We start from the raw sequence: 15231 nt of genomic DNA on the forward strand, positions 1-15231 counted from the left end.
CCCTTGCTCGACGCGCTGAGCACCGGTGTGATGTCCGGCCCCGCCCTGTTGCGGGGCCGGAAGACCGTCTCCGGGGAGGACCTGACCAGGCTCCGCGACCGGTACGCGACCGCCCTGCACGCCCGTGGCCTGGGCGCCGGCGACACGCTCGGGCTGGCGATCCGCCCCGGACCACGGGCGGTGGCCATGGTGCTCGCGGCGTACCGGCTGGGCGTGCGGGTGGCGCTGCTCGACCCGACCGCCGGCCCGGACGTGCTCACCGCCCGGTTGTCGCTGGCCCGGCCCGCCCTGATCGTCGCCGACGCGGCCGCCCAGGCGGTCGCCGGATGGGCCGCCCCACTGGCCCGCCGGGCCGGATTGGCCCTTCCCGACTTCACCGCGCTCGGGCCGACCGTCACCGTCGGCGCCCGGCTGCCGGGCAACGCCCCGGCGCTGGAGCTGCGGCCCGGCCCGGTGCCGGCCGCCTACGACGGTGACGGCGACGCGGTGATCATCTTCACCTCGGGGACCACCAGCAGCCCGCGCGCGGTCGTGCACACCCGGGCCGGGCTCGACGCCGGGCTACGGTCGGTGGCCGAGTTGGTCCGGCCGGTCGCCGGAGTGCCGGTGCTCGGCGGCACGTTCTTCGTGATGGTGCCGTCGCTGGCCGCCGGTGCGCCGGTCGCCACCCCCGATCGCCGCCCGCGGGTGCTGGCCCGGCAGGTCCTCGGCCTGCGGCCGCAGGCCGTCTATCTCACTCCGCCGCAGCTGCGGGCCGCACTGGACGGCGGGGTGCCGTTCCGCGGGCGGGTCTACAGCGGGTCGGCGCCGGTGTCGGCACACCTACTCGACCGGGTGCGGGCCGCCGGCGCCGACGAAGCCTGGGGGGTCTACGCGCTGACCGAGGTGTTCCCGGCGGCCGCCGTCGAATCCCGGGACAAGGGCGCCTGGGACGGCGCCGGTGATCTCGTCGGCGACCTGCTCCCCGGGGTGCACGGTCGGGTCGGCGACGACGGGCAGCTGCTGCTCGCCGGCACCGGGGTCTGTGACCGCTACCTCGGCGCCGAACCGCACGAATGGGTCGCCACCGGGGACATCGCCACCCTGTCCGGGCGACGGGTGGTGCTCGGCGGGCGCAGCAAGGACATGATCCTGCGCAACGCGGAGAACATCTATCCCGGCCTGTACGAGCCGTCGCTGCACGTACCCGGCGTCTCGCTCGCCGTCCTGGTCGGGGTGCCGGCCGGCGACGGTGACGAACACGTGGTCGCCATCGTCGAGACCGTCCCCGGCGTCGATCGGGCCGGCGTCGAGGCGGCACTGCGCGGGCCCCTCGACCGGATGGGTTCGGCGCGGCCGGACCGCGTCATGTTCGCCCCGGTGCCCCTGGCCGGGCGTTCCCGCAAACCCGACCGGAACGCTGCGGCTTCGCTCGCCTCATCGATACCCCATCAGCGGGTACGGCCATGAGCGCGCCGGTCGTCGCGGTCGTCGTGCCCGCCTTCGACGAGGCCGGGTCGATCGGGGCGACCCTGGCGGCGCTCGGGCGGCAGACCGATCAGGGGTTCCGGCTGATCGTCGTCGACAACGCGTCCACCGACGACACCGTCGGGGTCGTCCGGCGTTTCGCGGAGACGGCCGCGTTCCCGGTGGAGATCGTCACCGAGACCGAACGCGGGGCGGGCACCGCCGCCGACACCGGATTCCGGCACGCCATCACGACCGGCAGCCGGTTCCTGGCCCGCACCGACGCCGACTGCCTGCCGGCGGTCGACTGGGTGGCGACACTTCGGGCGTACCTCGGCAACGGTTTCGATCTTGTCTGTGGCCGCAGTGTCCCGCGCCGCGACGAGCAACCGACCTGGGCCGAACGCCACGTCTTCCCGGCCGCCGTGCGGCTCGCCGCGGTGTACGGCCGCTATCGCAAGGCGCACCGGACGCCGGACTTCCGCAGCCCTTATGTCCTGGTCCACGGGCACAATCTGGCCCTGACCGCCGACCTCTACCTGCGTTGCGGAGGCACCGCGCGGGAGGCGCTGGAGGACGGCTCCGAGGACGTGACGCTCCTCAACCGGGCCCGCCGCGTCACCGACCGCATCATCCGGGCCGAGGACCTCGTCGTCGAGTCCAGTCTGCGACGGTTACGAGCGTGGGGCCCCCGCCGAACCCTCCTCTGGTATTGGGACCGCCGATACCGCCCCACCACCCCGTCCCAGGTCCACGTCCGCTGACCCCCAACGCCGCTCCGCCCCTACCCACACACACAACAACCCGACCCCACCCACCGCCACCCAAACCCCCGCCGCCACCGCCACCGCCACCCGAACCCCACCGCCACCCGAATCCCACCGCCACCCGAATCCCCCACCACCACCCGGATCACCCACCACCACCCGGATCACCCACCACCACCCGGATCACCCACCGGGCGGCTCCGCCGGCTGGTTGACCGGGCTGTCGCATGGCTCACCGCGACAGCGCCCAGAGCTAGCCGGGCATTTCGGGCTTTCGGCCGACCTGAAGGCGGCGGCATGCGCGGGCGACGGCGGCCGCTTCCGGGTCGAGGCGCGAATTGACCTCGGCTGCGAAGCGAACGATGATCGCGTTCTCTGGACGGGGCTACGGGAGGCCGAACATGTCGCACGCGCGGGCGCGCCGCCGGGACCGTCAGGTCTACCTGCGCAGCCACCCGGTGCTGTTCGCGCTGATGGCAGCCGCTCGCCGCCGGCCGACGACCCGAATCGGCACGACCGTTCTCGCCCACTCACGCTCCGCGTTCACCGACGGCCTGACTCGGATACCGCTGGACCGCACGGCCGAAGGCACCACCGGCGGCGCGGCGGGCCGGTTGACCGGTGGCGGCCTGCTTTTCGATCAGGAGGGCGACGATCATCGCGGTTCCCGACGCGACCTGGCCGAATCTCTCGGAGCCGACGGGGTCGCGCGGTTACGCCCGGTATGGACCGATGTCCTGGACCGCCGCCTGAAACCGCTGGCCGACGGCGACCCGATCGACCTGGTCGACGTGGCCGCCGAACTCTCCGGCGCCACCGCCGCCGCCCTCCTCGGCCTCACCGTCGATCCCCTCGAACTGGCATCCGCAGCCCGAGCCGCCGCCGCGGCCGGCGCCCGCGAACATCTGCCCGGCCTACCGTTCCCCCGCCGCCGCCGAGCCGCCGAACAGGCCGCCGCCCGGCTGAACACCCTGCTCGCGCCGTCGCCCGACGCCCGCCTGAACGCCCCGCTCGCGCCGTCGCCCGACGCCCGCCTGAACGCCCCGCCCGCGCCGTCGCCCGACGCCCGGCTGAACGCCCCGCTCGCGCCGCCGCCCGACACCGGCCTCGCCGCGATGCTCGCGGTGGCCGCGATCAACACGACGGTCGCGGGGTTGCCGCGGGCGGCGGCCTGGTGTGCCGACGCAGACCTCTGGGCGTACGTCGAAACCGCCCCCGAAGCTCTGACCGGCGAACTCCTCCGCGTGACCGCCCCCACACCGCTGCTTCCCCGGTCGGCCGCGGCCCCGGGCACGATCGCCGGGCGCCCGATCCGCCGAGGCGACCGTCTGATTCTGATCACCCGGCACGCGGTGAACGCCCACAACCACGACCCCTCCCCCACCGCCCCGGCTCCACCACACGTCGCACAACTGGTCTTCGGCGTGGGCCCACACGCCTGCCCGGGCGCCCGCCTGGCCCGCACCCAGTTGCTCGACGCCCTGACCGCCCTCGCCCCATACCGCCCCGTGGTGACAAGGGCTCGCGCCTCCCGAAGAAGCGCCCTACCCGGCTGGTCGTCCCTGATCATCACCGCCACCACCTGCTGATCCACCCGTGCGGTGCGGAGCAGCGACCCGTCGAGTTCCCGCCGCTCCTCGCGACATGACCGCCCCACCATGGAACACAGCCGCCGACCGGCCACGCCCGACGACCGGCCGATTCAGCCCGGACCGAGACCGGCAGCCACTCCCGACCCCAACCCGGACCGAGACCGGCAGCCACTCCCAACCCCAACCCGGACCGAGACCGGCAGCCACTCCCAACCCCAACCCGGACCGAGACCGGCAGCCGCACCCAGCCCCAAGCCCGGACCCACGCACGCAGCCGCACCCAACCCCAACCCGGACCGACACCGACAACCGCTCCCAGCCCTAGCCCGAATCGGGGCCGGCAGCCGCACCCAGCCCCAGCCCGGATCGGGGCCGGCAGCCGCACCCAGCCCCAGCCCGCGCGACCGAAAGGGAAGGGCCGGCTGTCCGTGGCCGGGCGACTGTCACACATCACCTCGGGCGGACGTGACCACGTCGGCGCACCGCTGGCAGCCCCTCCACAACCCCGGTGGAGACGCCCGGAGCTGGGCTTGAGCCGCCGGGTGGGTGGGGTGGGAGGATCCTGGGCATGATCGCGGTGACCGGGGGGAGCGGGTTCTGCGGCAGTGTGGTGGCTCGGGCGGCCGCCGGGCTCGGGGCCACGGTCGTCTGTCTGGGGCGGCGGCCCGGGCCGGTCGGGGAGTTCCGGTACTGGGACGCTGCCCGTACCACGCCGGATCTGACCGGGATCGACGTCGTGCTGCATCTCGCGGCCGCCGTCGGTGACCCGCCGCCCGGCCGCGGATCGGAGGCCGCCTTCCGGGCGGTCAATGTGGACGGGGCCGCCCGCCTGCTGGACGCGGCCGGCGATCGGCCGATCGTGTGGGTGAGCAGCGCGAGCGTCTACGCACCGGCCGGACCGGAAGCGATCAGTGAGGACCATCCGCTGGCCGGGATGACCGCCTACGGGCGGACGAAAGCGGCAGGCGAACGGCTGGCCCTCGACGCGGGGGCCGTGGTGCTACGGCCGCGGGCCGTCTACGGGACCGGTGATCCGCATCTGCTGCCCCGGCTGCGGCGGGCGGTTCGGGGCGGGCGGGCGCTGCTACCCGGACCCGATGTGACGCTCAGCCTGACCGCCGTCGAAAACCTGGCCGATGCCTGCCTGGCCGCGGCGGGTTTGTCGGCGGGCGGCACGGGCCCGCAAAGCAACACGAGCCCGGAAAGCCGCACAAACCCGGAAATCGGAACAAACCCGGCGAGTACAGCGGCGGGCGGCGCGACCGCGGCAGGTGCGGCGGCGGGCTCGACGGGACGGGCGGGTGCGTCGGCGGGCTCGGCGGGACGGGCGGGTGGGGTGGGCTGGGTGGCCGGCGCCTACAACATCGCGGACGCGGTCGCCTATCAGCGGGACGCGGTGGTGGCCGCGGTGTGTGGTGTGCCGGTGATGCACCTGCCGATTCCGCTGGTCGGCGCGGCCGCCGCGATGGTCGGCGCGGCGGCGCGGTTCACCCGACGTCCGCCGATCCTCTCCCGGTACGCCGTGGAGCAGCTCACCAGCCCGGTCGTCCTCGACATCAGCCGGGCCCGGGCGCAGGGCTGGGTGCCGCGCCGTTCGTTCGCCGATTACCTGGGCACGCTGCCGCCACGCTGATCCCGGGTCGGACCGGGCCCGGGTGCGCGGTGCCGGTCACCGCCGGCCGGTGTGCTGACGGGCCAGGTAGGCGGCTCGGCGGTCGGGGGTGGCGGCCAGGTCGGTGGCGGTCCGGGCGAGGAGTTTGGCGGCGTGCAGCAGGGCCTCGTCGGCGGCCGGGGTGACGGTCACGGCCGCGAACTCGTGGGTGTGCGGCATCGCGGTCACGCCCCGGAGGCCGATCATCGGGTGGATGGACGGTACGACGTGGCTGACGTTGCCCATGTCGGTGGAGGCCGCGCTGACACCGCCCGGCAGCGGCACCGCGGCCCGACCGAACGCCGGCAGGTGGCTGCCGTAGCGTTCGATCAGCCAGGGATCGTTGCGCAGGTCGAGGTAGTCGGGTTCGGTGCGGCGGAACTCGACCGTGGCGCCGGTGGCCAGTGCCCCGGCCTCGAAGCAGGCGTGCACCCGGCGGCGCAGGGCGTCCAGCTGGGCGGCGCCGGGGGTGCGGACCTCGTATTCGAGGACGCTGCGTTCGGGGATGATGTTGGTCTTGTCGCCGCCGGAGCTGACGAAACCGGCGATCCGGTAGACGGGTGGCGTCTGCTGGCGGAGCAGGCCGATCGCCACCTGGGCGACGACCGCGGCGTCGGCGGCGTTCACCCCGTCCCACGGTGCGCCCGCCGCGTGCGCCGGACGGCCCCGGAACGTGACCGCGAAACGGCTGCACGCCTGGGTGCTGTCGCCGACCGCGGCGGTGTCGGCGGCCGGGCCGGGGTGGGCCATCATCGCCACGGTCACGTCGTCGAAGCCGCCGCGTTCGAGCATCAGCTGTTTACCGGCGCCGCTCTCCTCGGCCGGGGTGCCGAGCAGGACGATTCGGAAGCCGTAGCGGTCGGCGGCGGCCCGTAACGCGATCGCCGCCCCGGCCGACGACGCGCAGATGACGTTGTGGCCGCAGCCGTGGCCGATGCCGGGGAGTGCGTCGTATTCGGCGCAGATCCCGATCGTCAGCTCACCCTCGCCGTAGGTGGCACGCAGGGCCGTCGGCAGTTCGCAGACACCCTCGCTGACGTCGAACCCGGCCGCCCCCATGATCGCCGCGAGTTTCGCCGCCGAGGCGTGCTCCTCGAACGCCGTCTCGGGTTCGGCGTGCAGGCTGTGACTGAGGCCGAGCAGCCGGGCCTGCCATTCGTCCACCGCGGCGTCGGTCACCAGCGACATTCCGTCATCGTAGGCCGGACCGTCCGACCCGGCACGCCGAGCGAGGCGGCGGCGACCGGAGGAACGGAAGGGCCGGGCAGGCCGGCGGGACGGCCGGCCTGCCCGGTGCACGAGAGCGTCTAGTCGCGGGTGGGCCGGCGACGGGTCAGCAGCAGGGAGAGCAGACCGGCGAGGATCAGGCCGGCTCCGGCGAAACCGAAGACGGTCACATCGGTTCCGGTCAAGGCGAGACCGCTTCCACCCGTACCACCTGGGATGTCGTCGGAAGCGGAGGGGACCGCGACCGGAACGTCATCGATCGGGGTGGAGGTGTCCGGCGACGCCGAAGGCGAGTGGTCGACGTCGGGCGATGCCGAAGGCGAGGAGCCGACATCGGTGTCGACGTCGTCCGGGTAGTCCGGGAGCGGAGACGGCCGGAGCGGGCCCGGCTGTTGCGGGTGATCGGTCGCGACGGGCGCGCAGGCGACCACCGACAGGCTGCCGAGGGCGACGTCGAGCAGGTGGCTCATGCCGAGTTTGACCTCGACGCGCACGGTCGACGCCTCGGCCGAGACCTGACGTCCGCGCTGACCGTCCCGGACCTCACCGAGCGTGAACCGGACCTCGAGCGCGGCCGGCGGGCCCTGCGCGGTGCCGGTGAGCAGGCCGAGCGACACGGCGGCGCCGGCGTCCTTGAGGACCTGGACCGGCCGGCCGGCGGTGGTGATCCGCAGCACGGCCGGGCGGTAGTTCACGTCGGTCTCGCCCGGGCGGCTGCCGGCGACCACTTCGAGGGTGGGCTGGTTGACCACCTTGATCGAGATCTCCTGGGGCGTGCCGGGGAAGAGGCTCAGGTCACCGAGGGAGACACCGGCGCCGGATCGTACGCCCACCCGCCCGTGCCGCAGGTCGACCAGGTCGGTCGCGCTCTGTGCGGAGCCGGTCGGCCCGATCCGCAGCAGACTGGTCGGTCGGCCACCCACGTTCACCGCGCCGTCCAGCACGGACAGCCCGCTGAGCATGGTCGCCGCCCGGGTCAGGGCGCCGGTCTTACCGCAGCGGTAGGCGTCGTCCCAGGTGGCATACGCGGTCGACCGTCCGGCGGCGGTGGTGGCGAGACCGGCGGCGTGGAAGGCGACGAGGTTCTTCTCATCGGGCCCGCCCGGTCCGGGCGCGGCGTGCCGGGCGCCGGCGCCACCGCCGGGGAGGCCCAGGATGCGGGCGTCGGCGTGCCGGCCGGAGGCGATGCTGCGGTACGGCCGTGCGGCGCTGTCCACGGTGCCCTCGGCGCTGGCGAGCCGCACGTCGGCCAGGGCGGGCATGCCTCTGGCGAGTGGGCCTGGATCCAGGACGGTGATCTTCGCGAGGTCGGCCCGGGAGCGCGCGGTGAAGTCTCCGGCGCAGTCCCGGGGTGTCGTGGCGGCCACCGGGGCGGCGGGCACGGCGAGCGCGGCGGCCACCAGCGCGTGCAGAGCGATCGGCATGAGATCCCTTCCGAAAGGGGCGGGTTGTCCGATCTCTCATCGCCTTGCGCGGATTGCTAGGTACGGGGCTTTAGGACCTCTTTCACAGTGAGCATCTATGCGCAAACCAGACAGTTCCTCCGTTAACCGCCTATCTCAACGATCGGTACGGTCCTCCGGATAGCTCGCTCCCCCACTGGATTCCTCGGTCAGTGGCCGAGCCCCTCCCTCGGGCGGCCCGGCCACCGACTCACCACCGGCCGCCAGCTGCGGAAACTTGACGTCGAAGGCGGGCCGCTCGGAACGGATCCGGGGCATCCGGTCGAAGTTGCGCAGCGGCGGCGGGCTGGACGTGGCCCACTCCAGCGAATTCCCGTGCCCCCACGGGTCGTCGACGGTCACCACCGGACCGGCCCGGTACGACTTCCACACGTTGTAGAGGAACGGCAGCGTGGCCGCGCCCAGCACGAACGACCCGACCGTGGAGATCATGTTCAGCGTGGTGAAGCCGTCGCCGGGCAGGTAGTCCGCGTACCGCCGGGGCATGCCCTCGTTGCCGACCCAGTGCTGCACCAGGAACGTGGTGTGGAACCCGATGAAGGTCAGCCAGAAATGCACCTTCGCCAACTTCTCGTCGAGCATCCGGCCGAACATCTTCGGGAACCAGAAGTAGATGCCGGAGAAGACCGCGAACACGATCGTCCCGAACAGCACGTAATGGAAGTGGGCCACCACGAAATAGCTGTCGGTCACGTGGAAGTCGACCGGCGGCGACGCGAGCAGCACCCCGGTCAGACCGCCCAGCAGGAACGTCACCATGAACCCGACCGCGAACAGCATCGGCGACTCGAACGTGAGCTGCCCGCGCCACATCGTCCCGATCCAGACGAAGAACTTCATCCCGGTCGGAATCGCGATCAGATAACTGAGCAGACTGAAGAACGGCAGCAGCACCTGGCCGGTGGCGAACATGTGGTGCGCCCACACGCTCATCGACAGCATGGTGATCAGAATCGTGGCGGCGACCAGTGTCTTGTAGCCGAACACCGGCTTGCGGCTGAACACCGGGACCACCTCGGTGATGATCCCGAAGAACGGCAGCGCGATGATGTAGACCTCGGGATGACCGAAGAACCAGAACAGGTGCTGCCACAGCATCGGGCCGCCGGTCTCCACGTTGAACACCTGCGCGCCGAGCACCCGGTCGGCCGCCAGGGCGAAGAGCGCGGCCGCCAGGAACGGGAAGACCAGCACCACGAGCACGCTGGTGAGCAGGATGTTCCACGTCATGATCGGCATCCGGAACATGGTCATCCCGGGAGCCCGCAGGCACAGGATCGTGGTGATCATGTTGACCGCGCCGAGGATCGTGCCGACACCGGAGATCGCCAGCCCGACCACCCACATGTTGCCACCGACGCCCGGCGAATGCTGCCACGTACTCAGCGGCGTGTAGGCGGTCCAGCCGAAGTCGGCCGCACCACCCGGCACCAGGAAACCGCCGAACGCGATCAGTCCCCCGAAGAAATAGAGCCAGTACGCGAACGAGTTCAGCCGCGGGAACGCCACATCGGGAGCACCGATCTGAATCGGCACGACGAAGTTGGCGAAGGCGAAAACGATAGGCGTCGCGAAGAACAGCAGCATGATCGTGCCGTGCATGGTGAACAGCTGGTTGTACTGCTCCGGCGAGAGGATCTGCATGCCCGGCCGGCCCAACTCGGCCCGCATCAGCAGCGCCATCGCACCACCGAGCACGAACCACACGAACGCCGTGACCAGATACATGATCCCGATCTGTTTCGCATCGGTGGTACGCAGAGTCCGGGCCAACCAGGAGCCCCTGACCTGCCGCCGCAGCGGCCACGACCGGGATTGCACGGGGCGCGGGGAAACAGCGGTCATCGAAAGTCCTCCCTGGACTGTTCGTACTCCGCGGCGCCCGTCAGCACAACCCGGCAATGCCGGTCAACCCCTTTGAAGATCAACGATCATGCGGTACGGAATGAGCGCCGTAACGCGGTTCCGCCCCGGTGCCGATGAGCGCCGTAACGCGGTTCCGCCCCGGTGCCGTGGCCGGGATGTCCCCGCCATCCGGAACAGCCGGCCGGGTGGCATTCCGGCACCCGGCGACCGCTGTTCGGATGTCTGCGGTTGCGGCGTTCCCCCATCGAGCATGAACAAACCGGTCCCGGCGAAGACGGCGGGCGTTCCATGCTCGATCTGCCGCCGGGCTGGAGATCACCGCACCAGGGGCCCGGTCGACAGGAAGACCGGCTGATCCTGCGCGGAGGCGGCGCTCGATGCGATCGAACCCGGCCCGCAGACCGAACTCGTCCAGCACGCCCGAACTCGTTCGCCCGACCTCATCCAGCCCGCAGACCGAAGCAGAACAACCGGCCGAAGCATCGCAGCCAGCGAGAGAAGGACAAATACTGAATAGTGCGGAAAAACCCCAAAACCTCATTGACCGACGCGGATGACTGACCCCCATCAAGCAGCCAACCTCAAGCGGGCCCGCGGATTTCAAAACGGGGCGGCCGACTTCGAGCGGGGCAAGCCAGCCGAAGCAGGGCAGCGGTGCGGGTGCATAGGCGAAGCGCCTTGCACTCGCTGAAGTGCCGGAAAGCCGGAAGGTCGACGACCGGGCGTTATGGCAGTCGGTCCGGTGTGGTGGCAGTCGGTCCGGAGTTGGGACGGTCGGTCCGGTGTGGTGGCAGTCGGTCAGGTGTCGGCGGGGTCGGGGGCGGTGAGGGTCCAGTCGGGTGGGTCGGCGGGATGAAGTCGGGGGTCGTCGACGAAAAAGGTTCGGACACGGCCGATCGGGGTCGAAGGGCCCTCGAAGCGGACCGTGACGCGCCCGACGCCGCTGCCGTGAACCCAGCCGGAGCCGTGGTCGTCGTGGCGGACGTCCTGGCCGGGGCGCCACACCGGAACAGAGGCCGGAACCGGTGGCGCTGCTGGACCGACTGCCGGCCGAGTCGACGGACCCGGCGCGACCCCGGGATCGGTCGAGGAAGGCGACACCGAACCGGCCGCAGAAGACGACGACGCAGCAGCAGGCAGCGACGGAACACCCGCTGTGGAAGGTGCCGACCCGGCAACTGGAGCGAGCGGCGGCCTACCAGTGAACGTCGGCGAGCCAGGACCCGGCCCGGGACCGGCCGGAACGATCGAATCAGGCGTTTCGGCCTCGACGGCCGGGGTCGTCGGGGCAGTCGCAGGGCCGGACCGCACAGCCGCGGGCGTGGACGACATGCGCGGCCCGGAACCGGACGACACAGACTCGGCAGAGGAAGACACCTGCGGTCCCGACACCAGCGACGCGGAATCGGACAGTGAATGCGGCCCGGACGTGCGCGGCGCAGATCCGGAGAAGAACGACACCGGCGACCCCGACGCAGGCGACCCGGACACGGGTGCTCCGGACGCAGCCGGCGCGGACAGGGGCAACCCAGACACAGGCGACGCGGACACAGGCGACGCGGACGCGGGCACCCCAGACACAGGCGACCCAGACACAGGCGACCCAGACACAGGCGACCCAGACACAGGCGACCCAGACACAGGCGACCCAGACACGGGCGACCCAAACCCAGGTGGCGCGGACACGGGCAACCCGGACGCCGGTGGAGGGTCCTCGGGGAAGTTGAGGGTCGGTGGGTCTTCGCCCGCGGCGGAGAACAGGTCGTCCTGGGCGAAGTCATAGAGCGTCGAAACTCCGACGCCCAACAGGCGGATGCCGCCGGCCGTCGGGATTTCGGCGAGGAGGCGGCGGGCCAGTTGGGCGATCAGGAGGCCGTCGTCGGTGGGCTGGTCTCGGGTCACGGCTCGGGTCACCGTGGTGAAGTCGGGGTGGCGGACCTTGATGTTCACGGTCCGGCCGGTCAGCCCGCCGCGACGGAGGCGGCCGGCCACCCGGGCGGAGAGCAGGTCCAACTCGTAGGTGAGGCGGGCCGGGTCACGCACATCTATGTCGAAGGTCTCCTCGGCCGAGACGGACTTCGCCTCGCGGGAGCTGACCACCGCACGCGGATCGTCGGCGCGGGCCAGCCGGAACAGGCCGTGACCGTGCGCCGTGCCGAACCAGTCGACGAGGTCTTCGAGAGCGGCCGCGGCCAGGTCGCCGACCGTACGGATACCGGAGCGGTGCAGGCGCTGCTCGGTGGCCGGGCCGACTCCGCCGAGGCGCCGGACCGGCAGCGGGTGCAGGACCAGCAGTTCGTCGCCGGGCGGGACGACCGTGAGGCCGTCGGGTTTGTGCAGGTCGGAGCCGATCTTGGCGAGCAGCTTGCTGGAGGCGGCGCCGATCGAGCCGGTGACCCCACCGGTGGCGGCGGCGATCTCCGATTTCAGCCGGCGGGCGAGCGCGGTCACCGCGGGGACGCTCAGGTCGCTGCCGGTGGGGGCGAGGTCGATATACGCCTCGTCGATGCTGACCTGCTCGACCAGCGGCGACACCGTGCCGAGCAGCTCCATGACGACCGCGCTGGTCTTCTGATACGCCGGGAACCGTGGCGACAGGAACGCCGTGTTGGGCGGGCACCGGCGGCGGGCCTGCGCCATCGGCATCGCCGAGTGCGCGCCGAAGGCCCGCGCCTCATAGGACGCGGTGGACACCACGCCACGCCCGGCCACGCCGCCGACGATCACCGGCTTGCCCCGCAGCGACGGCTTGTCACGCTGCTCGACCGCGGCGAACATCGCGTCGAGGTCGACGTGCAGAATGCTCGCTTCCCTCCTCACCCCCGCAGCGTAAACGCCGGGTATGACACTTCCGCCGATCCCCGGAGCGACGACGAACGATCGCCGAGGCAGAGGCGGGGCAGCAACGAACAGATTGGTGGCGGAGAGTAGATGCACGAGCGTGGGAGCGATAACAAAAACTCACCAAGTGCCGCTTTACAGTTCTCCGAAAGCTGTGCCACGATACGGCTCGATCAGAAGTAAGCGGGCATTCTCGCAGCTAGCGGGCACGGATCAAGGAAACGGCACGCATCACCTTCGATTTTCGCCGGTCAAGACGAAGGAAGCGAGACGGTGACGGAGAGTCAGATCACGGCGGCGAGGGGCGTGGCGGACCTGGCCCGCGAGGCCCAGCGTGGGAGCGTTCCCGCCCGGGATCAGCTGATCACCGGCCATCTCTCGCTGATCTACAACATCATCGGTCGCGCGCTGAACGGGCATCCGGACGTCGACGATCTGGTGCAGGACACGATGCTCCAGGCGATCAACGCGTTGGGCGGGCTGCGTGACCCGGAGCGGTTCCGGTCGTGGCTGGTGGCGATCGCGTTCCGCCGGGTCCAGATGCACATGCGTACCCGCAAGATGACCCTGATGCGGCACCTGCCGGAGCCGGTCGACGTGCCCGACCCGGTCGGCGACTTCGCCGAGCGGACCACCGCCGAACTGGTCGTCGCCGATCAGCGGCGGGAGCTGGCCGAGGCGACCCGCTGGTTGGAGGACGCCGACCGGCAACTGCTCGGCCTCTGGTGGCAGGAGGCGCGCGGCGACCTGTCGCGGGCCGAGCTGGCCGCCGCGATCGAGGTGACGCCGAAACACGCCGCGGTCCGGGTGCAGCGGATGAAGGCGCAGCTGGAGCTCTCCCGCGGGGTGGTCCGAGCGCTGCGGGCGAAACCGATCTGCCCGGAGCTGTCGAGCACGATCCGGTTCTGGGACGGGACCGTCGACTCGGTATGGCGCAAGCGCCTGGCCCGGCACGTGCGGGACTGCCCGAAGTGCCACTTCCACCAGGCCGGGATGGTCTCGCCGGAGCGGCTACTGCTCGGCGTGGCGGCGCTGCCGGTGCCGGTCGCGCTGTGGGCCGGCATCCAGTCCGCCTTCCAGGCCGGGGTGACCGCTCCCCCACTGGTCACGACCGCTTCGCTGGCCGCGCAGGTGGTGCAGCACAAGACCCTGGTGGCGGCGGTCACGGCGGCGACCGTCGCGGTGGGCGGCGGTCTGTCCTTCGCGGTCTTCAACGAGCCGGACACTCCGCAGGCCGTCGCGCCGCCGCCGGGCGTCACCGCGACCCCGACGACGGCGCCGACCACCGCGGCGGCTCCGAGTCCGAGCGAAGCGGCATCGGCGAAGTCGACCAAGGCCGCGATAACCGCGAAAGCCGACATCTTCGTGGCCCCGAACGGGTCGGACGACGGTGACGGCACGCAGGCCCGCCCGTACGCCTCGGTGGCCAAGGCCGTCGCGGTGGTGAAACCGGGCCAGACGATCGCGTTGCGCGCCGGCACCTACCGCCCGACGAGTCCGATCTCGATCACCACGAGCGGCACCGCGGAGAAGCGCGTGACGATCAGCTCCTACCAGGGGGAACGCGCGGTCATCGACGCGTCCGGGATCCCGGCCGACCAGTGGGCGATCACCCAGGAGGCGTCCTACTGGACCATTCACGACCTCGAGGTCACCGGCGCCCGTAACGCCACCTGGACCTGTCTGTCCTGCACGAACAACGTGTTCCAGCGGCTCACCGTGCACGACAACGCCGGGGTCGGTCTGATGCTGCGCAACGCCGGCACCTCGGGCAACCAGGTGCTGGACAGTGACTTCTACGCCAATCAGGGTTCCGGGCTGTCGGTGCAGTTCGGGGACGGCGGCGGAAACCTGGTGCGGGGCAACCGGGCGTGGGACAACCGCCAGGACGGCATCGATCTCGGCTCGTTCCGCACCCGGGTGGCGGTCGAGTACAACTGGTCGTTCCGCAACGGCTCCAACGGGTTCGCGCTCGGTGGCGGCACCGAACCGATGGCGGCGCCGCATTCGGTCCGGCACAACGCGGCCTGGGGGAATCAGGGTCAGGGTTTCGTCGACGAGGGCAACACCGGGGCGATCGAACTGGGCAACAACACGGCTTTCCAGAATGCCGGGCTGGGTTTCTCGATGACCACCGCCCCGGCGGTGCTGCGTAACAACGCGGCGGTCGGCAACACCCGTGGTGAGCAGGCTCTTTCCGCGAGTGCGAAGCCGAACAACAACAGCTGGCAGGTGGACGGGTTCGAGTTCGGCTCGGAGGATCCGTCGGTCGCCGAGGGCGCGCGGACCGCGGCCGGAAAACTGCCGGGCACCGATTATCTGGCGACCGGCAACGGTATCGGGGCATCGATGTCCGGCGGTTAAAACGGATGCGCGTG

Annotated in this window: 9 protein-coding genes; 5 read left to right on the forward strand and 4 right to left on the reverse strand. The window is 71.5% G+C overall.

The window, feature by feature from the left end; translation table 11 throughout:
* Window positions 1-3 precede the first annotated feature (3 nt).
* The 4 genes from Q0Z83_RS34465 to Q0Z83_RS34480 all read left to right on the forward strand — a co-directional run bounded on the left by Q0Z83_RS34465 (window position 4) and on the right by Q0Z83_RS34480 (window position 5438).
* Window positions 4-1449, forward strand: a complete 1446-nt coding sequence (locus Q0Z83_RS34465; RefSeq protein WP_317787424.1) for an AMP-binding protein — start codon at window positions 4-6, stop codon at window positions 1447-1449.
* On the forward strand, window positions 1446-2210 hold the full coding sequence (locus tag Q0Z83_RS34470; protein ID WP_317787425.1) for a glycosyltransferase family 2 protein: 765 nt from the start codon (window positions 1446-1448) through the stop codon (window positions 2208-2210). The genes Q0Z83_RS34465 and Q0Z83_RS34470 overlap by 4 nt, the downstream gene beginning before the upstream one ends.
* Window positions 2211-2614: 404 nt before the next feature.
* Window positions 2615-3802: a cytochrome P450 gene (locus tag Q0Z83_RS34475; protein WP_317787426.1), complete on the forward strand. Its 1188-nt coding sequence runs from the start codon at window positions 2615-2617 to the stop codon at window positions 3800-3802.
* A gap of 571 nt (window positions 3803-4373) precedes the next feature.
* On the forward strand, window positions 4374-5438 hold the full coding sequence (locus Q0Z83_RS34480; RefSeq protein ID WP_317787427.1) for an NAD-dependent epimerase/dehydratase family protein: 1065 nt from the start codon (window positions 4374-4376) through the stop codon (window positions 5436-5438).
* 36 nt (window positions 5439-5474) lie between these two features.
* Here the strand turns inward: Q0Z83_RS34480 and Q0Z83_RS34485 are convergent, their stop codons facing one another.
* The 4 genes from Q0Z83_RS34485 to Q0Z83_RS34500 form a co-directional block, all read right to left on the reverse strand.
* A complete protein-coding gene (locus tag Q0Z83_RS34485) occupies window positions 5475-6644 on the reverse strand; it encodes an amidohydrolase (protein WP_317787428.1) in 1170 nt (389 codons plus the stop codon).
* 119 nt (window positions 6645-6763) lie between these two features.
* A complete protein-coding gene (locus tag Q0Z83_RS34490) occupies window positions 6764-8107 on the reverse strand; it encodes a hypothetical protein (RefSeq protein WP_317787429.1) in 1344 nt (447 codons plus the stop codon).
* A 135-nt stretch (window positions 8108-8242) separates the two neighbouring features.
* On the reverse strand, window positions 8243-9991 hold the full coding sequence (gene ctaD / locus Q0Z83_RS34495) for an aa3-type cytochrome oxidase subunit I (protein WP_317787430.1): 1749 nt from the start codon (window positions 9989-9991) through the stop codon (window positions 8243-8245).
* 819 nt (window positions 9992-10810) lie between these two features.
* Window positions 10811-12832, reverse strand: a complete 2022-nt coding sequence (locus Q0Z83_RS34500) for a DNA polymerase IV (RefSeq protein ID WP_317787431.1) — start codon at window positions 12830-12832, stop codon at window positions 10811-10813.
* A gap of 294 nt (window positions 12833-13126) precedes the next feature.
* Here Q0Z83_RS34500 and Q0Z83_RS34505 point away from each other — a divergent pair, with 294 nt between their 5' ends.
* Window positions 13127-15217 (forward strand): sigma-70 family RNA polymerase sigma factor, encoded by a 2091-nt coding sequence (locus tag Q0Z83_RS34505; RefSeq protein WP_317787432.1) that lies wholly within the window; start codon window positions 13127-13129, stop codon window positions 15215-15217.
* Window positions 15218-15231 lie beyond the last annotated feature (14 nt).

The organism is Actinoplanes sichuanensis (assembly GCF_033097365.1).
Classification (GTDB): domain Bacteria; phylum Actinomycetota; class Actinomycetes; order Mycobacteriales; family Micromonosporaceae; genus Actinoplanes; species Actinoplanes sichuanensis.